We start from the raw sequence: 21,192 nt of genomic DNA, 5'->3' as shown, positions 1-21,192 counted from the left end.
GGCTCGGACAGGGGCCTTGGGCACCCCAAAATCCGCCGTGGGCACCGCCCGGCGTCCCCAGCCCGTAGCAAGCAGCTCCAGCCACAGGCGCACTCCCGCTACAACCTGGCTCTGTCCACGTTCAGCAGCAGCGGCGGGCAGGTACCGACCGGAGCGGCGGCCACCGAGCCCAGTCCGGTCAGTACTCCTCGTCGGGGTAGCCCCACCGGACCTTCGCGCTCGCACCGGCGGCCACCTGTGCGACGGTCGCCGCGAAGAGCCCTTCGAAGTGCGGCTGCCACAGGTAGAAGCGGCTGATCCCGAGCGGGAAGTCGGATTCGCCGGACACGAAGAACGCGCCGTCGTCATCCACGGCCACCCCCAGGGACACCTGGAGGATGAGGGACTCTTCGCGCAGCAGTTCCTCCAGCGCGCGGACGATCTCCCAGGCCTGCGGCTCACCGCTGACACGTGTAACGGTGAAGGCAAGATCAATGTTGACAGACATGGGAGGAGGGTAAATGGCTCCACCGACAGAGGCAGACATCGGTGCACCACATCGGCGAGGACGCGCGGGTGCCCGTCTCGAGTTCGGCGGGCAGCAGCCCCGGCCGGCCAACGGTCCGGCCGAGGAGTAGGCGCCAGCCAGCCCCGCCACGCGGCGCGCCGCCGCGATCGATACGGTCCTGCAGCGGGCGGTCACCGACCCCGCCAGCCCCCGCCAGGTCACGGCCGACGCCAGCGGCCTCACCTTCTGCGACTCCACCGGCCTCAACATCCTCCCGCGCGCTTCTCCCAAGGCCGCACGATGCGCCTCCAAGGAAGCCCCTCCCCCGCTCCTCAAACTCCTTCAACGCACCGGAGCCCTCAACCGCTTCACCCTCGACCCCACACCCCCGACAGCCACCTGCCCCGGCCCCGGCGCGCCCGCCCACCTAGCGGGCAGCGCACCGCCGCACACCGCGCCGCGGCGGCCGCGAGCGGGCGCCGCCGCCGCGCGTATGCCCCGCACGCCTGGCCGGGTGCGGCCTGCTGTAGGCGGGCAGAAACGACGGCTTGCGCCGGGGTCTGTTGCCCGGAGGCCGCGGCGGCTCTGCGGTGGGTGTGGTGATGGAGCGGGAATGGGCCGCCGTCGAGCGGCGGTCGGCGGCAGCGAGTGGCTACGGGTGGACTACCGAACGCCGCCGCCGCTACGCCAACGACCTCGGCTCCGACGTCACCCTCGTCGGCGTCTCCGCCCGCTCGCGTCGGCAGTAGTCCGATCACGCCCGCTGCCCGGGTCGTGACCATCCCGGGGCCGTGGACGTTGTCGTCGTGTCGCGGGTTCCCCCTCCCCGCACCCGCGCAATCTCCCGGCGGCCGCCGGACACCCACCGCCAGGACTCTGCCGACTGGCCCCGGGGCACGGCACCACGCCCCGGGGCCCCGTCAGGCCGCCCTGTCTCGGGGAAAGCGCTGCTCACTCTCGAAGCGTCCCAGGCCCGGGAGCGCCGAGAAGGTGCCAATCAGGCGGCGCGGTCGCATCTTTTGCCGACGATGCGCAACCGTTCCGCCGTCCTTCATGTCACACCATGCAGGAGCGACCAACTCCAATGACCACCAGGGGGAAACATGAGATTCACCCGTTCCGTCCTTACCACCACCGCGTTCGCCGCCCTGGCCCTGGGGGCCACGACCGCGCTGGCGGCGCCCGCCACCGCCGCGCCCAACACCACGCCGCAGAAGGTCTGCGGAAGCGCCTACAAGACCGTGAACTCGGCCGCCATCGGCTCGCTGGGCACCGTCTACCTGACGTACAACGCCTCGAACGGCAAGAACTGCGTCGCGACCATCCGCAACAACCCGGGTGCGGCCGTGGACATGGCCCTCTGGATCGAAGTCAACGCAACCTCGGCGCGGGGCGAGGACTACGGCCGGTACACGTCGTACGCGGGCCCGGCCTACGTGTACGGCAAGGGCCACTGCGTCGACTGGGGCGGGGGCATCAGCAACGTGCACGTGCAGGTATACAACTCCAACTGTGGCGCGCGCAAGGAGCACCGGGTCACCGAGGTCCGCTGACCCGAGCTCCTCCTGACCGCGACGTTCTGTGCCGTCGTGCGGTCGTCGGGGGCAGGACCTGCGACCCGACGACCGCACGGGAACCTCCGTGGTCCGGCTCGCCCCGGCAGACTCGCCGAGTTCTGCCGGGGCGAGGGCGCGTCCGGCCTCCTCCCTCGGGTGCGCGGCCGTCCGGTCGGCGCCTCGCCGGCAACCGCCCCGGGGAAGCTAGCCCGCTCCACCTCGGACGGACGCAAACGATCAAGACCCCCACGGTGTGGTTCACGCGATGGGCTGGTCAGACTTCGCCGCGCCAGGATCCGGTCTCGCGGCCGCGGTCCTCGATGTACTCCTTGAGCCGCTTCAGGTCGCCCGTGTTCTGGCGCTTGACGAAGCCGAGCTTGTCGCCGACGTTCTCGGTGAAGCCTTCAGGGTCGTAGTCGAGCTGGAGCATCACCTTCGACTTGTTGTCGGCAAGGTGGTGGTGGAAGGTGATCACACCGGCCTGCTCCACTTCCCCGCCGACCGTGGCCCAGGCGACGCGCTCGTCGGGGACCTGCTCGGTGATCTCCGCGTCGAACTCGCTACTACACCACCGAACTTCGTCACCCAGTGCGTCAAGGTGTCGGTCCGCTGCTCGATCCGCTCGACCCCGCCCAAACCGCACCCTCGTCCCCGCCGACCCGGAGCCACCGCCCCTCGATGCCCGGTTGGAGCAGGCTTGGACGCTGGCCCGCGCCGCCGCCCGGGAGGTGACCGACGGGACTCTACGCCGCTCCGTGCCCCCCCGGCACGCCAGAGCCCCTGAACCGTGGGACGCCTGGACGACGCCGGTCCGGCCATCCACGGCGTCAGGAACCCTGAGCCCGGGGTGAGGAACGGGACCCCGGTCCTGTCAGAGCCCCGACCGGGGCCGCCGGCGGGTGCACCCGCAGCACATGCGCCTGCTCCTGCCGTTCCTGCGTTCCGGCGTCGTGGTGGCAGCGGCCACCACGGGCTACTACACGCTCCCCATCGACCGTGATCTCGACCAGCGCATCGCGACGGTGCTCGTCCCGGGCCTGCTGGCGATCGGCGGACTGCTGGCCCTGCAGGCGGTCGGCATCACCGGTTCGCCGCACCCTCGGCTGCGCGCCATCGAGGCGCTGACCACCGCGGCCCCCTCTGCTGTTGTTCGCGGCCACGTACTTCCTGTACGCGCAGGAGCACGGAGGGCGCTCCTTCTCCGAATCGCTCAACAGGAACGATGCCCTGTACTTCACGGTGACCGTCTTCGCCACTGTCGGCTTCCGCGACATCGTGCCCGTCTCGCAAACGGCGCGCGTGCTGACCACGTGCCAGATGGTGGCCGATCTCATCCTCGTGGGCCTGATCGCGAAAGTCATGGTCGGGGCGGTCCGGATCGGGCTGGAAAGACGTCAGTCCTCCACGCCACCCGAGCGGCCTGACCCGTGGCTCCCTGACCCTCGCGTCCGCGTCGGGCCCCGTTCACCTGGCTGGCGGCGAGCTGTGGCCGACCGCGGACCTCCGGGTGAGGGTGGTGGGGTACGGGCGAAGCCCTTCCAGGGCCCGCCCCGTACGCAGGGCTCAGAACTGCCGCCACCCACCCTCGCGGAGATGACGATGTCGCACGCCAACGAGGTCAGAATCCCCTTCGTCTTCTGCTCGTCGCCGCAGGCGCCCGGGAGCCAGGGCGTCGACAGGGTCAAGATCCTCTGGGACGGGGAAGAGATCTGGCAGGGTGAAGCCGGGACCGGTGAGACCAACACGCCCGAGGTGACCAGACCCCTGCTGGGGTCGGGCACGCTCGCGCTGGCCGTGAGGCCGGCGGCGGAGGGCAGCGTGTGGGATGTCATCGGCTCGGTGACGCTGAGCGACGCGGATGTGGGGGCAGGCATCCAGACCGCGCGATTCGTGAAGAGCGGCGCGGACTACGAGCTCTCCTACGAGGTGGCCATGGACGTCACCGACGACCGACCCTGACCACAGGGCCAGGCCATCGGCCACCCACCGGATCTCCTGAACAGCCGGCAGATGAAATCCCCTGGGCGGGGTATGCGTAGCACGCGGAATCAGCCGTGCCGGTTGCCGCGGGCCGTTGCTACTTCTGAGTCACACCCATGATCGGGTAGCGTCCGGAACTGCTTGGTCCGCTTTCCGATGCCCACCCCCAACAGGAGGACTCATGCCTGCCCCCGTCGCCGCCACGACCGCCACCCTCCCAGGAGGCAGATCGGGCGAGGACGCCTCCCACCGCAAGCTGCGAGGCGGTGACCGCGCGTGCCACAGCGTCGGACGCCTGCGGCCGACTCGCATATCGACGGGAGGAGCGCCGGTCTCTTGAAGTTCCGGATCGGACGCCCGACACACCCGTCCACACACCCGCCCGCACACGCACACCCCCACCCGGGCCCGGAGGGCTCGGGCCCCCGCGCAGTTCCCGCCCAGGCCGGCGCCGTCGGCGAGCCGGCCGGCGCCGAGCCGCCGCTCTCGGCCCACGAAATCGCCCTCATACGGGCTTCCGTCTCCGTCGTGGAGCCGTTCGCCGCGGACATGACGGTCTATTTCTATGCGATCCTCTTCGCCCGCTACCCCGAGGTCCGTCCCATGTTCCCGCCGGGAATGGACGCCCAGCGCGGGCGCCTGCTGCGCGCGCTGCTGCGCATCGTGGACCTGGTCGACGACCCGGAGCGCCTGGTCGGCTTCTGCGGCCACCTCGGTCGCGACCACCGCAAGTTCGGCACCCTCAGCGCGCACTTCCCCGCCGTGGGCGAGTGCCTCCTCGCTGCTCTGGCCCGCTACGCCGGCCCGGCCTGGACCGCGGACATCGCGGCGGCCTGGACCAAGGCGTACGGGGTGGTCGCCGACGTCATGATCAGCGCTGCCGAGCAGGACGAGGCGCAGCGGCCCGCGGTGTGGCCCGCCACTGTGGTGCACAAGGTCCTGCGCGGACACGGCATCGCCGAGGTGACCGTGCGGCCCCACATGCCGTACCCGTACGCGGCCGGGCAGTACGCCAGCCTCGAAACTCCCTGGTGGCCCAAGCAGTGGCGCTATTACTCGCCGGCCAACGCACCCCGTCGGGACGGCACCCTCACCTTCCACGTGCGCGCGGTGAGCGGCGGTTCGGTCAGCGACGCGCTCGTACACCGCTCTGCCGTCGGAGACGTAGTCCAACTCGGCGCACCCATGGGGGACATGGTGCTGGACGCCGCCGTCCACAGCGACCTGCTCTGCGTGGCGGGCGGCACCGGTCTCGCACCGATCCGCGCGATCGTCGAGGACGTGGCCCGTCGCGGCGGACGGCACCAGGTCGATCTGTTCCTCGGAGCCCGTACCGGCGCCGAGCTGTACGGGGTCGACGACATGCTCCGGATGGCGCAGCAGCACCACTGGCTGTCCATCAGGGGCGCCGTCTCCCACGAGCACATCCCCGGCATCCGGGGATCCCTGCCGCAGGTTCTCGCCGAGTACGGCCCGTGGTACCAGCACGACGTCTTTCTCAGCGGGCCGGCCCCGATGGTGGTCTCCGCGAGCAAGACGCTCACGCAGCACGGCACTGCGCCCGACCACATCCACCACGACCCCTTCGAGACCCCCATCCTGTCCGCTTCCTGAGACACACCCGTGCCGAACCTGCCAGGAGAACCCCCGTGACCTTCCCCCCGCCCGCTTTCGGATCAGCAGGTGAACACCGGCTGCAGCAGCACATGGGCAGCGCCGACCGCGCCGCACGGTTCTACGACCAGCAGGTGCATCCCCGCCTCACGGCCGAGATGCAGGAGTTCATAGGCCGCCAGAGCATGGTCTTCCTGGCCACCGCGGACTCCCGCGGGGAATGCGACGCCAGTTTCCGGGCGGGTCCGCCCGGCTTCGTGCACGTGCTGGACGAACACACCCTCGCCTATCCGGAGTTCCGGGGGAACGGCGTGCTCGCCAGCGCCGGCAACATGACGGAGAACCCGCACCTCGGCATGCTCTTCGTCGACTTCACGCACGACCACGTCGGCCTGCACGTCAACGGCGTCGCCCAGCTCCACCTCGACGCCGACCTCCGCTCGGCGCACCCCCGCCTGCCCCAGGACGTCGCGCCGGGCCGCGCCCCCGAGATGTGGGTCCGCCTCACCGTCGAAGAGGCCTACATCCACTGCTCCAAGTACATACCGCACCTGGTGCCGGGCCCACGCCCCGCCCAGCCGGCCGACCGGCCGAAGGACGCGGACTACTTCACCGCGCGGGCAGCACAGGAGTCACGCCCTACCCGGTGAGCAGCGGGAACCCCACGACGCGCATGGCACCGGGCGGGCCCCGGGCGGCCGGAGCCAGGCCGGCGCCGGGCGTGGGCGGGGCCGGGCGGAGGGCACCGGGCGGGGTCGGTCCCGGGCGGGGCGGGTCCCGGGCGGGGCCCGTCCCGGCCACCGCGCCGGTCACCGGGACCGGCACCGCGCGCGCCCGGTCACGCCTGCCCCACAGCCCGACACCCGGCCCGTTTTGTCCGCTTACCGCCCGATTCGGTCCTACTCGTACTCACCGCTCACGCCGCCTCCCGGGTGCGTCGGCGCGGTACGTATCGCCTCCGCCGCTACGGCCGGGTACGGGGCGTCCACCGCCGTCTCGACTTGCGCGAGGACAATCCGTCCGATGGCGCTCGTGTTCAGCCACAGCAACATGCCCGGGTCCTCGGCGTAGGTCAGCCGCAGCCGCTCCCGGCCGGCCGACGTCCGTACGGCGCCTCTGAGGATCGCCGGGTCGTTCGCGGCGTGCACCCGGGCCGACGCCACCGGATCGGCCTTGATCAGAACGGTCATCCGCTCCAGGAGCGCTGCCGTGCGCATCAGCTCGGCGGAGTTCGGGTCGTACGGCCGGGGCCCGGGGTCCCCGTGCTCCCACGTCCGCGACGCCTCGATCTGCTCGTTCACGTCCATCCCGAATCCCCCCTTGTGATCTTCGACCGCCGAGCCTACGTCGCGGCTGCGTCAGCCCCGGGGTCCGTCGCCGGGCTCCTTCGGCCAGATCCGCAGCACACGCTGCTGGGGTGTGACCGAGGTACGCGCCAAAGGGGCAACGAGATGATCTTGAAGCCCTGAGCGCTCGGCCCCCGAATTTCAGAGGGGACACGAGGAACACGCACGCTGTTCTGCCAGCGGCAGAACACCGGCCGAACCGGGCTCGACGATCACTACAGTCCAGTCTCATGACGACGATCACGACGCGTACGGTCGAGTACCCGGCGGACGGTTTGACGATGATCGGGCACCTCGCGCTCCCGGCCGGTGTCGACCGCCGGCCCGCGGTGCTGCTCGGACCAGAGGGCATGGGACTCAGCGATGTCGAGCGCCGCCGGGCCGATGCTCTCGCCGAGCTGGGATACGTAGCGCTGGCCTTCGACCTTCACGGCGGGCGCTATTTGGGCGACCCCGAGGAGATGCTGGCCCGTTGCCTGCCGCTGCTCGCCGACCCCGACCGGATGCGGGGCATCGGCCATGCGGCACTCGACGTGTTGCGCACCGAACCGCGGACCGACCCCGACCGGATCGCCGCCATCGGCTACGGCACCGGGGGCGCCATCGCGCTGGAACTCGGGCGCGACGGCGTCAACCTGCGCGCGATCGGGACAGTCAACGCAACTACCACGGGCCGACCGGGCGAGGCAGCGCGCATCCGCTGCCCGGTGTGGGCCGGGGTCGGGTCGGAAGACCCGATCATGCCGCCCGTGCAACGGAACGCGTTCACCGCCGAGATGCAGGCCGCGGGCGTCGACTGGCGCCTCGCGGTCTACGGCGGCGCCTTGCACGCCTTCCACCACCCGCCGGTCGACCACCCCACGGTCCCCGGCGTCGGCTACCACCCACAGCACGCGCAGCGAGCCTGGCGCGACGTCGTCGACCTGCTCGCCGAGTGCCTGCCCGTGACGGAGGATCTGGGGGCATGACCCAGGCAAACAGCCTGGCGCCAGGCCCGGTCCGCGTCGGGCACCGACAGTCCCCTCCCCTCAAGTCCGCACAGCAGAAGCACATGAGGGCGGGTACTCGATCGCGGAGACGCGTTCACAACTGCCGTAGTAAATAGCGGATTTCACTGCGACGGAGCCCCGCCGTGACCGTCGCGACCTGCGGCGGACCATTCCGGCCGCCGGGGCGAGGTGTACGCGTTTACAGCGGCATCACTGCGCTGACCACGCATAGAGTCACACCAAGATCAACTCATTGCCCCTTTGGCGCGTATCTCGGCTGAATCCAGCCCTGACAGCCGGCATCCTGGGTCGGTGTCGCCGTGGGCGAGCGCGGCCGCAGTGTGGACGGTGCGCTGCAGGGACTCCCGGGCGGTCTCGGCGAGGCCGCGGCGGGCGGCTTTCTCGGCCTCGCCGGTTACCGGCCGTCGGCGCGCGGTCCGGTCGAGCGGGGACATCGGGGTGAGGCCCCAGCGGGCTTCGAAGGTCCGGGCGGCGGTGTGCATGTTGAGGATGTCGCCGCGTACGCGGGGGTGCCGGCCATCCTGGCGGGCGAGGGTCGCCGCGATGTGGATGTGGTCGTCCGCGTGCCGCATCGCGATCCACCGGCAGGCCTGCTCGTCGCCGTGCTCGGCGATGCCCGCGGCGTGCACCATGGCGGCGGCGACCTCCGCCCATTCCGCGTCCGACAGCAGCCGGTCACCGGGCGCGTTGCGGACCGAGACGTGCCACACGTGCTCTTCCGGCTTCGGACCGCGCAGCGCCTCCACGGGGGCGTCCAGGAGCAGCGCCGGATCGGCGAGCGGCATGCGCCCGGGGTCGCGGGCCGGGCACGGCGGACCCGGGTCCCAGGCGGCGACGAGGTGGGGGGCGGTGTGCTCGTCGCGCTCGCCCGGACCGAAGAGGTAGGCGAGGAGATCGGCGGTCGTCGCACCGCTCTCCGCCTTCTTCGGCATCACGACCTGGGGCGCCTCTCCCGCATCTGGGCCGTCGCCTCATCCACCCGGGCCCCGCAGCCAACGCTGCTTCCACCACGGTCGCGGCCGACTCCGGAAGGCCGGCCACAGGCGGGTCGGCGGCGGTCAGGGCGCGGAGCGCGGCGCCGGTCTCCCGCAGGTGCACGCGGGCCTGGACCAGCTCCCGCAGCACGTCCCCGGCGTCCCGGGAGACCGGCACCAGCACGTGTTGCGCGACCGCCATCACCAGCCGTCCCGCCCACGACGCGGGCGACATCCCCTCCCGCCCCGCGGCCAGCCGTACGACTTCCAGCTCCGCGTCGTTGAACGACAGATTCACCCGCCGTCCGCGTGGCTCGGACACGGTCGTGGACGGTCGAAGTACGCGTCAGCCGGCCCGAAGACCGACCGCCAGCGTCAGTTCAAGGACCCGGTGTGGCGATGCGAGGTCCGGAAACAGCTCCCGCAGCTGCGACATCCGGTACCGGACCGTCTGGGGGTGGACGAACAACGCCGCCGCCACCTCGTCCCGCCTGCCCTGGTGCAGCAGCCACGCTCGCAACGTCTCCTCCAGCCGCCGTGCCGTCGCGGCAGGCAAGGTCCGCAACGGTGCGAGGGCTCGGGCACGCAGGTCTGCGTACGCGTCCACGTCGGCGCTCAGCACCAGCTCGGGCAGGTGGTCCTCGGTGTCGCGAATGTCGGAGGAGAGGGAGCGCGCGCGTACGGCTCGTGCGTACGAGGCGGACGCGCGAGTCCATGGCCGGGCCGGGCCGACCACGGCGGTGCGGTCGGTCAGCTGCCGCAAGAGATGTGATCGGTCGGCATCGGGGACGAGCAGCACACCGGTGGCGTCCGGCAGATCGTCGAGGACGAGGGTGCTCGGGTCGAGCGCGCGGTAGGCGGGCCGGGCTTGGGCGGCGGGCAGCAGGACCGCGGTCAGCGAAACCGGAGGCTGCCACCCGGCCCGTTGAACAGAGGCCAGCAGCACGTCCGGGCTCGCGCCGGCGAGGAGGTCGCGGGCCAGGTGTTCCAGGTGGCGCTCGTGGGCCCTGCCCCGGGCTGCCAGTTCGTCGGCGTGGCCCGCGGCGCTCGCGGCGGAGAGTTCGTCGATGTAGGCGAAGGTCAGCTCGGCGAACTTGGCGACCTCGGCGGCGGGCAGACCTACGGGTACGGCACCCGCTGCCAGGCATCGCCAGGCCACGCGGGCGCCGACGCGGTAGGCGCTGAGCAGGGCATCCATCGAACGGCCGTCGCGCACCTCGCCGCGGCCCAGCTCGTAGGCTGCGTCACCGGCGTCGCCGCCTGTGGCGTTCCCGCTCGCGAGGTCCAGGTAGTGCCCCAGCGCGGTACGGACGGCTCGGCGGATGGTGGCGCCCATGCGGCCCGAAAGGGCGTTGGCGTAGGGAGGGACCTCATCGATGATCGCCTGGACGACCTCGTCGGCGGTGGTCTTCAGCGCGGCCCGAAGTGTGGTGACCGTCGTCTCATCCAGGGCCAATTCGCTGGCCCTCTGGATTGCATGGCTCATGGTTTTGTTCCCTGCGAACAATTCAGCCGATCAGATTTACGTCCTACGGTCAGGACTTTACGCCTTGAGGCGCAGCAAGCTGGAGTCATGACGAGTACAGCCCTCCGCAGCAGGGCGTGGAAACTGCTGGAGATGGTCACGACGCCGCTGCTGCCGTCGGACTACCTCGACCTGGTCAGCCCGCTGCGTGCGGGCGCTGACCTGCGTGGGCGCATCGAGGCCGTGCACCCCGAGACGGGTGACGCCGCGACTGTCGTGATCAGGCCGGGACGGGGCTGGCGCGGCCACACAGCCGGTCAGTACGTGCGGATCGGGGTCGACGTCGACGGGGTGCGCCTGTGGCGTGCCTACTCCATCACCTCGCCGACAAACCGCCAGGACGGCCGCGTCACGATCACCGTGAAGGCGATCCCGGACGGCAAGGTCAGCAACCACCTGGTCCGCAGGACGAAACCGGGCACCCTGGTCCAGCTCGACCAGCCGACCGGTGACTTCGTGCTGCCGCAGGCCAACCCGGCCAAGGTGCTCTACCTGACGGCCGGCAGCGGCATCACGCCCGTGATGGGCATGCTGCGCGACATCGAGTTCGACGACGTCGTCATGGTCCACTGCGCGCCACAGCCGCAAGACGTGATCTTCCGCAACGAACTGCACGACCTGGTCGCGGACAAGAAGCTGCGGCTCACCGAGGTGCACACCGACACGGACGGCATGCTCGACATCGCCCGTCTCGACGAGCTCGTGCCCGACTGGGCCGAGCGCGAGACCTGGGCTTGCGGGCCCGCGGGCCTGCTCGACGCCGCCGAAGAGCACTGGACCGAGCACGGCGTACAAGAGCGCCTGCACACCGAACGCTTCCGCCCCGGCATCGTCGTCGCCGGCGACGACGGCGGCGAGGTCACGTTCAGCGCCACCGGCAAGACGGTCGCCGCGGACGGCGCCACGCCGTTGCTGGACATCGGCGAGGAGGCCGGCGTGCTCATGCCCTCCGGGTGCCGCATGGGCATCTGCTTCGGCTGCGTCACGCCGCTCAAGGCGGGCGCCGTCCGCGACCTGCGCACCGGCGAGATCACCGAGGCCGAGCCGGGCGTCCTCATCCAGACCTGCGTGTCCGCCGCGGCGGGCCCTTGCGACATCGAACGGTAGGAGCACCTTGACCGCCATCGACCCCACCGCTCACCTGACCGCGGAGCAGATCGAGGAGCTCGGCCGCGAGCTGGACGCGATCCGCGACGAGGTGATCGCCAGCCGCGGCGAGCAGGACGCCGCCTACATCCGTAAGGTCATCTCGGCGCAGCGCAAGCTCGAGCTGGTCAGCAGGGGCGTGCTGCTGTTCTCGATCTTCCCGCCCGCGTGGCTGCTCGGCACCGCTGGTCTGTCCGTGGCGAAGATCATGGACAACATGGAGATCGGCCACAACATCCTGCACGGCCAGTGGGACTGGATGCGAGACCCGAAGATTCACTCCACCACCTGGGAGTGGGATCACGTCTCGCCGTCCGAGCAGTGGAAGCACTCGCACAACGAGCTGCACCACACGTACACCAACGTGATCGGCAAGGACAACGACCTCGGCTACGGCATCATGCGCGTCGACGAGGACCAGAAGTGGCACCCGTTCCACCTCGGCCAGCCGCTGTGGAACCTCATCAACGCCTGCTTCTTCGAGTACGGCATCGCAGCGTACGACCTGGAGCTCGGCAAGAACCTGCACAAGCGCCGCCGCAAGAACCCGGAGTTCCGCGCGCGGGCCAAGGCCGTGGGCCGCAAGATCCGCAAGCAGGTGCTCAAGGACTACGTGATCCACCCGCTGCTGTCGGGCCCGTCGTTCCTCACCACGCTCGCCGCCACGTTCACCGCGAACCTGGTCCGCAACGTCTGGACCCACTCGGTGATCATGTGCGGGCACTTCCCCGAGGGCGTACAGGTCTTCGAGCGCCGGTCGATCAAGGGCGAGACGCGCGGCCAGTGGTACCTGCGCCAGATGATGGGCTCGGCGAACATCAGCGGCAGCAGGGCCATGCACTTCATGACCGGCAACCTGTCGCACCAGATCGAGCACCACCTGTTCCCGGACCTGCCGAGCAACCGGTACGCCGAGGTCGCGGTGAAGGTGCGCGCGCTGTTCGAGAAGTACGAGCTGGAGTACGTCACCGGGCCGCTGCCCAAGCAGGTGTTCTCCGCGTGGCACAAGGTCTTCCGGCTCTCGCTGCCGAACAAGAAGCCCAGGGTCAAGACGCCGGACCGCGAGCAGGAGCTCGTCGCGGCTGCCACGGCTGCCAGCCGGCCGGGCCTCGGCGGAGAAGGTGTTTGATGCCTTCTGCCCAGGTCGGCAGGTCGGCAGGTCGGTCAGCTCCAGTAGCAGCCGTTCGATCTTCCATCTCGTCATCGGTGAACATAAGAAAATCCATCGTAAATGCGAGCCCAATGACGACCGCTTCTGGTTCGCGCTGCCGCCCACCGCCGCCGAACTGCGGGCACGCCCCGTCGCGCAGCAGGCTGATTCGGGCGTCGGCGTAGTGGCCGCCGGGAGGTCCGGTCGCGATCATCGCGACCGCCGTGCCCGCGCCACCAGCCTCTCCGGCCCGACGGCGAAGAACCGGCCGGCCTCATCGCCGATGTCCTGGTCTTCACCGTCGCGGGCACGGCCGCGATGGGCACCCGGTGGGCCCGGCAAGCGGCCCGCTCGGCGCCAAGTCGATGAGCGAGAGCCCCTTCAACCCGGTGGCCCCCGCCTTCGCCAACGCTTTAAGATCGTATGGCAGAAGATCCATCAGAAGATGCAAGGCCGACGTGGATGAATACGCCACACTTGCGACGTGAATCCGTTCACTAGACTTGCATATGAGGTTCCGGAACGCGCAGCCCCGGGCATGACACAGGCAGGGCCAAACTCATGCTGCACGGAGACCTCGATCACCCGGCGACCCTGAGCGTCGCGGACCTGCGCGAATGGGAACAACACCAGGCGGCGGTCACCTTCGACTGCGCGACGAACGGACCGCAACACCACGCGTTCGAGGGCCCGCTGCTGCGCGACGTGATCGCGGATGCGGGCCCCGCCTTCGACGCCCGGCGAAGAAAGGACCGAAGCCGCTTCCTGCTCGCGATCAGCGGCGGGGACGGGCACCACACCGTCCTGTCCTGGGCCGAGCTGGACGCCGACTTCGGTGACGCCCCTGTCCTACTCGCCACCCGGCTCGACGGCGAGGACCTCGACGAGGCTGGGGCGCAGCTGGTGGTCCCGTCGGACCGGTGCGGGGCGCGCTACGTCAGCGCGGTCACCCATGTCTGGTTCGGCGCGCTGTCACCACCGAGCCTCGGCCTTTGAGTGGCTTGGGCGGCCCGGAGGAGATCTCGGTTCCCTTGATCAGCCGGACCACGGAGGGCTCTCAGCGAGGCTCTGCGCGTCGACGCCAGGGCTCCTTCGCGGGGCGCCGGCGCGCATTCCCACTCGGCCAATGCGGCTCAGTAGACGTCGCGACCATACCGCTTGTCGGCGGCGAGCTGCTTGACGTACAGGGCCGCCCCGTCCTCGTCGAGGCCGCCGTGGGCGACGGCGATGTCGCGCAGTGCCCGGTCGACGTCCTTGGCCATCCGCGCAGCATCGCCGCAGACGTAGAAGTGTGCGCCGTCCTGGAGCCAGGACCAGAGCTGGGGGCCGCGTTCGCGCATCCGGTCCTGGACGTAGATCTTGGCGCGCTGGTCGCGCGAGAAGGCGGTGTCGAGCCGGGTGAGGGTGCCGTCGGCGAGGAAGGCGGCGAGTTCGTCCTCGTAGTAGAAGTCCGTGGCGCGGTGCTGTTCTCCGAAGAAGAGCCAGTTGGGGCCCCTGTGGCCGCGGGCTCGGCGTTCCTCGAGGAAACCGATGAAGGGAGCCACCCCCGTTCCCGGGCCGACCATCACCATCGGCGTCCCGGGGTCCGCCGGAGGCTGGAAGTGGGGGGAGCGCTGGACGAGGACAGGCACTGGGACGTCGGGCACCGCATCGGCGAGGAACGGCGAGCACACGCCCTTGCGGGGGCGGCCGTGGACGTTCTCGTACCGGACGACGGAGACCGTCAGCGACACCTGGTGGGGGTCGGTGAGCGGGCTGGAGGATATGGAGTAGAGGCGGGGCTGGAGGCGCTTGAGTACGGTCGCCCACTCCTGGGCCGTGGCGCGGACCGGGTGTTCGGCGATGACGTCGACGGCCTGGCGGCCCCAGGACCACCGGGCGAGGTCGCCCTTGTTGTCGGGGCGCAGCAGCTTCTTCAGTTCGCGGTCGCCGGTGCGTTCGTTGATGAAGCCCAGCAATGCGGGGGTCGGCTTGGTGATGTCCAGGTGCTGGTGAAGGGCATCGGCCAGCCCGACCGCGCCGATGCCGGCGACCTCGACGGTCTCGGCGGGGTCGACTCCGGTAACGGCCAGCCATTCGGTCACGAGGTCGGGGCAGTTGACGGGGTGCACACCAAGAGCGTCGCCGGCCTCGTAGACGAGCGGGGTCTCGCTGTCCCGGGTGTCGAACGTGAAACGGCGGACCTCCTTGCCCGCACCCGGAAGGCTGAGTAGCCGGTTGCCTGTCAGCCGTGCGGTGGTCAAGGCCGGCTTTGAAGTACGGACGGGTGCGGCACCGGGGGCAGGGGCCACGTCCGTCACCGGCTGTCCGGTGAGATCGGTGAGATCGGTGAGGACCTGCTCCAGCCAGGCCTGAGCAGGTGGCTCGTAGTCCGGTTCGCAGTCCGTGCGCGGTGCCAGACGTACGGCCCCCAGCTCGTCCAGGCGCTGGTCGAGGCGGCGTCCGTGGCCGCAGAAGTCGTCGTACGAGGAGTCTCCGAGGGCGAGCACGGCATAGCGCCGGCCGTCCAGGCGTGGAGTGTCGGCAGCCGTGAGGGCTTCCCAGAACCCGGAGCCGTTGTCAGGGGCGTCGCCGTCACCGAACGTGCTGGTGATCAGCAGCAGATCGGCAGCAGGGGGCAGGGACTTCAGGTCCGTGTCGTCCATGCCGACGAGCGCCGCACGGTGTCCCGCTGCGGAGAGCCGCTCGGCGGCGCCCGCGGCGAACTCCTCGGCGTTGCCCGTCTGCGAGGCCCACAGCACGACGACTTCACGACCCGGGACAGCGGTCGGCGCCGCGGCTTCCACCGCGGGCTGCGGGGCTCGGGAGTACAGGCCGGCGAGTACACCGTTCACCCAGCGGGCGTGCTCTTCCCTGAACGGCGCACCGGGCGGCAGCACGGGAACGCCGGGCGCGCCCGATTCCAGTCCGGCCAGGAATCCGACCAGGTACTGGCGTTCGTGCTCGACGAGCACCGGCGGGGGTGTGCTCTCCAGCCCGAAGACGGCTGCCGCGCCAGGCTGGATCGCGGTCGGCACTAGCGTCACCGGGCCCTCGGCGGGGGCGTCCACGGGTCCCGGAGCCAGGGTCACCGGCGTGGCGACCTTCGCCAGCGTCACCGCGCACATCTTGAACTCGGGCTGGAAGGAGATGGGGTCGACGGCGTCGCTGGTCACCGCGTTGATGCTCAGGTACTCGCCGAACAGGTCGTTCCAGTGGAACGGCGCGAAGCAGCATCCCGGTCGCACCCGGTCGGTGATGACGGCGGGCAGCACGGCGCGGCCGCGCCGGGAGGCGACTTCCACCGAGTCGCCTTCCGCTATCCCCAGCCGCTCCGCGTCCTGCGGGTGGACCTCGACGAAGGGGGCCGGGTTGAGCTTGTTGAGTTTGGGGACCTTTCCGGTCTTGGTGAGGGTGTGCCACTGGTGCTGGAGCCGGCCGGTGTTGAGTGCGAACGGGTAGTCGTCGTCGGGCATTTCGGCGGCGGGGATGTGCGGGCGGGCGAAGAAGACGGCTCGTCCGCTCGCCGTGGGGAACACCGGTCCCCCGCCCTCGGCCAGGTAGCGGATCGGGTTGCGGTCCGGTCCGTCGGCCGTCGCGGCGGGCCACTGGACGGGCATCTCACGGAGCCGTTCGTACGTCACTCCGCGCAGGTCGTAGCCGGTCTTGGGGTTCGCCGCGCGCTTGATCTCCTCGAAGATCTGCTCGGCCCTGTCGTACGAGAAGGCATGGGCGTAGCCCATCGCGCAGGCGATGCGCGCGATGATCCGCCAGTCCGCGAGGGCCTCCCCCGGCGGGTCCACGGCGGGCTGGGAGAGGGTGAGGTTGCGTTCACTGTTGATCAGTACGCCCTCGGTCTCGGTCCACAGGGCTCCGGGGAGCACGACATCGGCGTAGGCGTTGGTCTCGGTGTCGGCGAACACGTCCTGGGTGATGATGAGTTCGGCCGTCTCCAACGCCTCGATGACTGTCCTGCGGTTGGCGACCGAGGCGACCGGGTTGGTGCAGATGATCCAGCACGCTTTGATCTCGCCGTCCGCCATGCGCTGGAACATCTCGATGGTGCCCTTGCCGGACCCGTCCGCGCGTACGGTGCCGGGCTCCAGTCCCCACAGCTCCTCGACGAAGGCACGGTCCTCGTCCACAAGGACCGACCGCTGTCCGGGCAGGCCGGGCCCCATGTAGCCCATCTCGCGGCCGCCCATGGCGTTGGGCTGGCCGGTGAGGGAGAACGGGCCGCTGCCCGGGCGGCAGATCGCGCCGGTGGCCAGGTGGAGATTGATCAGGGCATTGGTGTTCCAGGTGCCGTGGGTGGACTGGTTGAGCCCCATGGTCCAGCAGCTCATCCACTCCCCCGCCGCGCCGATCCACTCCGCCGCCCGCCGGATGTCCGCTTCCGGGATGCCGGTGATCTCGGCGACCGCCGCGGACGGGTAGTCCGCGAGGAACTCCGGCATCGCCTCCCAGCCCTCGGTGTGTTCCGCGATGAATCCGGGGTCAGTGTGGCCGTTCTCCACCAGGAGGTGCAGCAGGCCGTTGAGCAGGGCCAGGTCGGTCCCCGGCTTGATCTGCAGGAAGAGGTCGGCCTTGTCGGCGGTGGCGCTGCGCCGCGGGTCGACGACGATCAGTCTGGCTCCCGCCTTCACCCGCTCCATGAGCCGCAGGAACAGGATGGGGTGGCAGTCGGCCATGTTGGAGCCGATGACGAAGAAGACGTCCGCCTTCTCGAAGTCCTCGTACGAACCGGGCGGGCCATCGGCGCCGAGGGAGAGCTTGTAGCCGCTGCCCGCGCTGGCCATGCACAGCCGGGAGTTGGACTCGATCTGGTTGGTGCGGACGAAGCCCTTGGCGAGCTTGTTGGCCAGGTACTGGGCTTCGAGGCTCATCTGCCCGGAGACGTAGAACGCGACGGCGTCGGGCCCGTACTCGTCGATGATCGCCCGCAGCCGCAGGGCCGTACCGGCGATCGCTTCGTCCAGGCCGGCGGGTACCGGCTCGCCCCCTCGCTCGAGACGCACCAGTGCGGTGGTCAGCCGCCCCGGGGCCGCGAGCATGTCGGCCGTCGTCGCGCCCTTGGTGCACAGCCGGCCGAAGTTGGCGGGGTGGGCCTTGTCCCCCGATGCCTTGAGGACCGTGCGGCGGCCGTCGGGGCCGGAGGCGATGTCGAGGACCATGCCGCAGCCCACACCGCAGTACGAGCAGACCGTCCGCACCTGGGAGACGGCCGTCGACGAGTCCTGTGGGGGCACCGGCTGGCCTCTCTGTTGATCGACGCGTGCCCCCGACGGTACGAAACGTCCATTACGCCGACGTGACCCCGGCCGATCATGGACGGTGACGCTCGTCACACACCCGCTGGATCGGCGTTGTGAGAATGAGCGTGCCCTCCGCCCCCAGCGGGGCGCCTCCGACCGGGAGCGTTGGTCACGCACCGATGCCGGTCTCAAACGGTCCACTGTACGGACCCCCTCTACCAACCATTGATGTAACCGTGGTTGCATCACGCATGGCTGCCCGACTTGCCTGGATCCGTGTGACCCGACGGGACAGCCCGTGGGGGGATGCGTGAGCGAACACGATGGGGCAGACGGGACGGGCGAGTGGGTCCTGCTGTCGTACCGGCTCCCCCGGGAGCCGTCGACGCCACGCATCGCCATCTGGCGGAAGCTGAAGCGGCTCGGCGTTGCGCAGCTCTCGGACGGGCTGGTCGCACTGCCCGCCGATGCCCGCACGCGGGAGCAGCTGGAGTGGATCGCGGACGAGGCGATGGAGGCCGACGGCGCGGCCTCGATCTGGCTGGCCAGGCCCGCCGCCCTCGGGCAGGAGCGTGAACTCGTACAAGGGATGGCCGATGCCCGCGCGGCCGAGTACCGGGCCGTCCTGGACGAGGCCGCCCAAGTGCCTGCCGCTGGTATGAACCCGCTCGCCGCGATCCGCAGGCTGCGGGCCGAGCTGCGGCGCATCGGCGCCCGCGACTTCTTCCCTCCACCCGAACGCGACCTGGCCCACGCCGCCGTGCAGGCCCTGCTCGACCCACCACAGACCGACCGCCCCGCGAGCGCGGCAGCGCCGCGCGCAGCGCAACCACCAAAGGAGCCATCGTGAACTGGGCCACCCGAGCTGGCGTCCACATCGACCGGGCCGCCTGCGCTTGGCTGATCCGCCGGCATGTCGACGCCGAAGCTCGGTTCAGCTTCGTCGCGGATCCCGCCGATGTCCCGGCCGATGCCACGCCGTTCGACATGCGCGGCGTGAGCCTCGGCCACCACGGCGGGGACTGTTCGTTCGAGACGATCCTGCACCGCTACGAGCTGACCGACCCGATCTTGTGGAAGCTGGCCGAGATCGTGCACGAGGCCGACCTGGCCGACGAGCGCTTCGACGCCCCCGAGGCACCCGGCCTGGACGCCGTGCTGCGCGGGTTGTCGATGGTGTGCGACAGCGACGAGCGCGTCCTGGAGATCACCGGCCCGCTCTTCGACGGCCTGTACGAGTACCACCGCCGCGCCCGACTCAACGGACGGAGTCCCGCATGACCAGCCAGCGCGCCTCCGAGCCCGGCGCCATCCCCCGCGAAGCCTCGGTACCCCGGGACGTGGTGCCCTTCCGTACGGCACTGCGCACCTGGTTCGCGATCTCCCTCCAGACCTTCGGCGGCCCGGCCGGGCAGATCGCGGTTATGCAGCGCGCCCTGGTCGAGGAGAAGCGGTGGATCGGCCAGCAGCGCTTCAACCACGCCCTGAGCTACTGCATGCTCCTGCCCGGCCCGGAGGCCCAGCAACTGGCCATCTACACCGGCTGGCTACTCAACGGCACCCGGGGCGGGCTGGCCGCCGGCACGCTGTTCGTCCTGCCCGGCGTCGTCGCCCTGCTCGCCCTCTCCGCGCTCTACGTCGCCTACGGCAGCACCGCTGCCGTCACAGGTCTGTTCGCCGGACTCGCCCCGGCCGTCGTCGCCATCGTCGCCCAGGCCGTCTGGCGAGTCGGACGCCGCTCCCTGACCCACCCCGCCCTCGTCGCCCTCGCTGTCCTCTCCTTCGCGGCGCTCGCCCTCTTCGCCGTCCCGTTCCCGCTCGTCATCGTGGCGGCCGGGCTCATCGGCTGGCTGCTCGCCCGCTACGCGCCCCACACGCTGCGGCCGGCGGCCGCGCACGGCAGCGATGGCGACGACCGGGCGCCCCTGATCTCCGACGACGCCTTGCACACGGAGGCGCCGAGCCGCCGCCGCACCGGACGGATTCTGGGCATCGGACTGCTGCTCTGGGGTGCGCCGCTGGTAACGGTCGCCCTGCTGACCGGAACCGGCAGCGTCTTCACCACCCAGGGCGTGTTCTTCTCCGGCACCGCCCTGGTCACTTTCGGAGGCGCGTACGCAGTCCTCGCCTACGTCGCTCAGCAGGCAGTGCAGACGTACGGCTGGCTCGGACCGGGCGAGATGGTGCGCGGGCTGGCGCTGGCCGAGACCACGCCCGGACCGCTCATCATGGTCGTGCAGTTCGTCGCGTTCCTCGGCGCCTACCGCGACCCCGGTGGCCTCGATCCCTGGGCCACCGCCCTGCTCGGCGCCCTGCTCACCACATGGGTGACCTTTGTCCCCTGCTTCCTCTTCATCTTCCTCGGCGCCCCCTACATCGAGCGCCTCCGCGGCAACCGCTCCGTCTCCGCCGCACTGACCGGCATCACCACCGCCGTCGTCGGAGTCATCGCCAACCTCGGCCTGTACTTCGCCTTCCACACCCTCTTCAAGGAGGTGGACGAAACTGGCTCGGGCCCGCTGCACCTCCTCGTCCCCGACCTGGCGAGCATCCGCCCGAGCGCGCTGGCCATCACGGCGGCAGCCCTGCTGATGATCTTCAGGCTGCGGTGGAGCGTCCTGCGCACCCTCGGCGTCTGCGCCGCACTGGGCCTCGCAAGCGCGGCTGTCCAAGCCTTGTGATGACAGTGGCGTCACCTCTTCCGCGCAGCCCCTCGCCCCTGTCGAGGGAGATGGTGGACAGATGTTCTAACGTGCGAGTTCCTGGCAGCGATAGCTGTGGAGCTGTCGGCCCTTCGATCATGGAGAAGTCATGGTGGCTGCCTGCCCCGACACCGGCCGGGTCGCTAGAGCCATCTTTTGCGGCGCAGCGCGCGGTAGATGACCGTGCACACGATCGCCATGAAGGCCCAGACCGGCCCGCCGGACCCCGCACTGGCGGTGCACTACGCGCACATCGCGGAACTGGCCGCGACGGCCGCACACGACGGGGGCTCCACGGTCGGTGGCGGCTGCGACGACCAGTTCGAGTTCGAATTCGCCCTGGACCTCCTCCTGGACGGCTTCGAAACCCTCCGCCGACAAGGCTGGACGTCCGAGCGGAAGGCGTAACCGGTGCGGGGCGGCGGGGGCTGATCTAGGGCGCGTATCGGGTCGTGATCAATGATCATC

17 protein-coding genes and 3 pseudogenes are annotated in these 21,192 nt (G+C 70.5%); 14 read left to right on the top strand and 6 right to left on the bottom strand.

From position 1 onward, the window contains the following. Positions 1 to 178 precede the first annotated feature (178 nt). A complete protein-coding gene (locus OTB16_RS36730) occupies positions 179 to 487 on the bottom strand; it encodes a hypothetical protein (protein ID WP_267726934.1) in 309 nt (102 codons plus the stop codon). A gap of 602 nt (positions 488 to 1,089) precedes the next feature. Here OTB16_RS36730 and OTB16_RS36725 point away from each other — a divergent pair. Both OTB16_RS36725 and OTB16_RS36720 read left to right on the top strand, forming a co-directional pair. Continuing rightward, positions 1,090 to 1,236 (top strand): hypothetical protein, encoded by a 147-nt coding sequence (locus OTB16_RS36725; protein WP_267726932.1) that lies wholly within the window; start codon positions 1,090 to 1,092, stop codon positions 1,234 to 1,236. A 354-nt stretch (positions 1,237 to 1,590) separates the two neighbouring features. Beyond that, a complete protein-coding gene (locus tag OTB16_RS36720; protein ID WP_267726931.1) occupies positions 1,591 to 2,040 on the top strand; it encodes a spore-associated protein in 450 nt (149 codons plus the stop codon). A gap of 277 nt (positions 2,041 to 2,317) precedes the next feature. On the opposite strand, the pseudogene OTB16_RS36715 reads toward OTB16_RS36720, so the two are convergent. Continuing rightward, positions 2,318 to 2,679, bottom strand: a pseudogene (locus OTB16_RS36715) (SRPBCC family protein); the annotation flags it as partial. Positions 2,680 to 3,189: 510 nt separating this feature from the next. On the opposite strand from OTB16_RS36715, the pseudogene OTB16_RS36710 reads away from it, so the two are divergent. The 4 genes and pseudogenes from OTB16_RS36710 to OTB16_RS36695 form a co-directional block, all read left to right on the top strand. After that, positions 3,190 to 3,351, top strand: a pseudogene (locus OTB16_RS36710) (ion channel); the annotation flags it as partial. 285 nt (positions 3,352 to 3,636) lie between these two features. Beyond that, positions 3,637 to 4,002: a hypothetical protein gene (locus tag OTB16_RS36705; protein ID WP_267726954.1), complete on the top strand. Its 366-nt coding sequence runs from the start codon at positions 3,637 to 3,639 to the stop codon at positions 4,000 to 4,002. Positions 4,003 to 4,551: 549 nt separating this feature from the next. Then, positions 4,552 to 5,637 (top strand): globin domain-containing protein, encoded by a 1,086-nt coding sequence (locus OTB16_RS36700; protein WP_324290933.1) that lies wholly within the window; start codon positions 4,552 to 4,554, stop codon positions 5,635 to 5,637. Between the two features lie 92 nt (positions 5,638 to 5,729). Further along, complete coding sequence (locus OTB16_RS36695; RefSeq protein ID WP_267726950.1) at positions 5,730 to 6,287, top strand: pyridoxamine 5'-phosphate oxidase family protein; 558 nt, start codon at positions 5,730 to 5,732, stop codon at positions 6,285 to 6,287. 249 nt (positions 6,288 to 6,536) lie between these two features. On the opposite strand, the gene OTB16_RS36690 is transcribed toward OTB16_RS36695, so the two are convergent. Further along, positions 6,537 to 6,944 carry a hypothetical protein gene (locus OTB16_RS36690; RefSeq protein WP_267726929.1) on the bottom strand — a complete coding sequence of 136 codons (408 nt, stop codon included), beginning with the start codon at positions 6,942 to 6,944 and terminating at the stop codon, positions 6,537 to 6,539. Between the two features lie 269 nt (positions 6,945 to 7,213). On the opposite strand from OTB16_RS36690, the gene OTB16_RS36685 reads away from it, so the two are divergent. Then, on the top strand, positions 7,214 to 7,951 hold the full coding sequence (locus OTB16_RS36685) for a dienelactone hydrolase family protein (RefSeq protein ID WP_267726927.1): 738 nt from the start codon (positions 7,214 to 7,216) through the stop codon (positions 7,949 to 7,951). A 266-nt stretch (positions 7,952 to 8,217) separates the two neighbouring features. Here the strand turns inward: OTB16_RS36685 and OTB16_RS36680 are convergent, their stop codons facing one another. Both OTB16_RS36680 and OTB16_RS36675 read right to left on the bottom strand, forming a co-directional pair. After that, entirely contained in the window at positions 8,218 to 8,928 is a 711-nt protein-coding gene (locus OTB16_RS36680; RefSeq protein ID WP_267726925.1) for a hypothetical protein, read from the bottom strand. Between the two features lie 385 nt (positions 8,929 to 9,313). Next, the gene (locus tag OTB16_RS36675) at positions 9,314 to 10,453 is read right to left on the bottom strand and encodes a PucR family transcriptional regulator (RefSeq protein ID WP_267726923.1); all 1,140 of its coding nucleotides are present in this window, start codon (positions 10,451 to 10,453) and stop codon (positions 9,314 to 9,316) included. Positions 10,454 to 10,540: 87 nt separating this feature from the next. On the opposite strand from OTB16_RS36675, the gene OTB16_RS36670 reads away from it, so the two are divergent. The 3 genes from OTB16_RS36670 (at position 10,541) to OTB16_RS36660 (ending at position 13,784) form a co-directional block, all read left to right on the top strand. Beyond that, positions 10,541 to 11,599, top strand: a complete 1,059-nt coding sequence (locus tag OTB16_RS36670; protein WP_267726921.1) for a ferredoxin reductase — start codon at positions 10,541 to 10,543, stop codon at positions 11,597 to 11,599. Between the two features lie 7 nt (positions 11,600 to 11,606). Beyond that, the gene (locus tag OTB16_RS36665; RefSeq protein WP_267726919.1) at positions 11,607 to 12,767 is read left to right on the top strand and encodes a fatty acid desaturase family protein; all 1,161 of its coding nucleotides are present in this window, start codon (positions 11,607 to 11,609) and stop codon (positions 12,765 to 12,767) included. 582 nt (positions 12,768 to 13,349) lie between these two features. Further along, entirely contained in the window at positions 13,350 to 13,784 is a 435-nt protein-coding gene (locus OTB16_RS36660) for a molybdopterin-dependent oxidoreductase (RefSeq protein WP_267726917.1), read from the top strand. A gap of 137 nt (positions 13,785 to 13,921) precedes the next feature. Here the strand turns inward: OTB16_RS36660 and OTB16_RS36655 are convergent, their stop codons facing one another. Continuing rightward, positions 13,922 to 17,941: a bifunctional nitrate reductase/sulfite reductase flavoprotein subunit alpha gene (locus OTB16_RS36655; RefSeq protein ID WP_420717874.1), complete on the bottom strand. Its 4,020-nt coding sequence runs from the start codon at positions 17,939 to 17,941 to the stop codon at positions 13,922 to 13,924. Positions 17,942 to 18,332: 391 nt separating this feature from the next. On the opposite strand from OTB16_RS36655, the gene OTB16_RS36650 reads away from it, so the two are divergent. The 4 genes and pseudogenes from OTB16_RS36650 to OTB16_RS36635 form a co-directional block, all read left to right on the top strand. Further along, complete coding sequence (locus tag OTB16_RS36650; RefSeq protein WP_267726915.1) at positions 18,333 to 18,872, top strand: Chromate resistance protein ChrB; 540 nt, start codon at positions 18,333 to 18,335, stop codon at positions 18,870 to 18,872. Continuing rightward, a complete protein-coding gene (locus OTB16_RS36645) occupies positions 18,869 to 19,303 on the top strand; it encodes a chromate resistance protein ChrB domain-containing protein (RefSeq protein ID WP_267726914.1) in 435 nt (144 codons plus the stop codon). The genes OTB16_RS36650 and OTB16_RS36645 overlap by 4 nt, the downstream gene beginning before the upstream one ends. Next, on the top strand, positions 19,300 to 20,703 hold the full coding sequence (chrA, locus tag OTB16_RS36640) for a chromate efflux transporter (RefSeq protein ID WP_267726912.1): 1,404 nt from the start codon (positions 19,300 to 19,302) through the stop codon (positions 20,701 to 20,703). The genes OTB16_RS36645 and chrA overlap by 4 nt, the downstream gene beginning before the upstream one ends. Before the next feature lie 234 nt (positions 20,704 to 20,937). Further along, positions 20,938 to 21,132, top strand: a pseudogene (locus OTB16_RS36635) (TetR/AcrR family transcriptional regulator); the annotation flags it as partial. Positions 21,133 to 21,192 lie beyond the last annotated feature (60 nt).

The sequence above is a fragment of the Streptomyces antarcticus genome (genome assembly GCF_026627255.1).
Taxonomy (GTDB): Bacteria; Actinomycetota; Actinomycetes; order Streptomycetales; family Streptomycetaceae; genus Streptomyces; species Streptomyces antarcticus.
The sequence above is the reverse complement of the archived record's forward strand: the minus strand, read 5'-3'. Positions and strand labels throughout refer to the sequence as shown.

Bases quoted from the DNA above. Each gene is read 5' to 3' on its own strand.
- OTB16_RS36730 (WP_267726934.1), bottom strand. From the start codon at position 487: ATGTCTGTCAACATTGATCTTGCCTTCACCGTTACACGTGTCAGCGGT.
- OTB16_RS36725 (WP_267726932.1), top strand. From the start codon at position 1,090: ATGGAGCGGGAATGGGCCGCCGTCGAGCGGCGGTCGGCGGCAGCGAGT.
- OTB16_RS36720 (WP_267726931.1), top strand. From the start codon at position 1,591: ATGAGATTCACCCGTTCCGTCCTTACCACCACCGCGTTCGCCGCCCTG.
- OTB16_RS36705 (WP_267726954.1), top strand. From the start codon at position 3,637: ATGACGATGTCGCACGCCAACGAGGTCAGAATCCCCTTCGTCTTCTGC.
- OTB16_RS36695 (WP_267726950.1), top strand. From the start codon at position 5,730: ATGGGCAGCGCCGACCGCGCCGCACGGTTCTACGACCAGCAGGTGCAT.
- OTB16_RS36690 (WP_267726929.1), bottom strand. From the start codon at position 6,944: ATGGACGTGAACGAGCAGATCGAGGCGTCGCGGACGTGGGAGCACGGG.
- OTB16_RS36685 (WP_267726927.1), top strand. From the start codon at position 7,214: ATGACGACGATCACGACGCGTACGGTCGAGTACCCGGCGGACGGTTTG.
- OTB16_RS36675 (WP_267726923.1), bottom strand. From the start codon at position 10,453: ATGAGCCATGCAATCCAGAGGGCCAGCGAATTGGCCCTGGATGAGACG.
- OTB16_RS36670 (WP_267726921.1), top strand. From the start codon at position 10,541: ATGACGAGTACAGCCCTCCGCAGCAGGGCGTGGAAACTGCTGGAGATG.
- OTB16_RS36660 (WP_267726917.1), top strand. From the start codon at position 13,350: ATGCTGCACGGAGACCTCGATCACCCGGCGACCCTGAGCGTCGCGGAC.
- OTB16_RS36655 (WP_420717874.1), bottom strand. From the start codon at position 17,941: ATGGTCCTCGACATCGCCTCCGGCCCCGACGGCCGCCGCACGGTCCTC.
- chrA (WP_267726912.1), top strand. From the start codon at position 19,300: ATGACCAGCCAGCGCGCCTCCGAGCCCGGCGCCATCCCCCGCGAAGCC.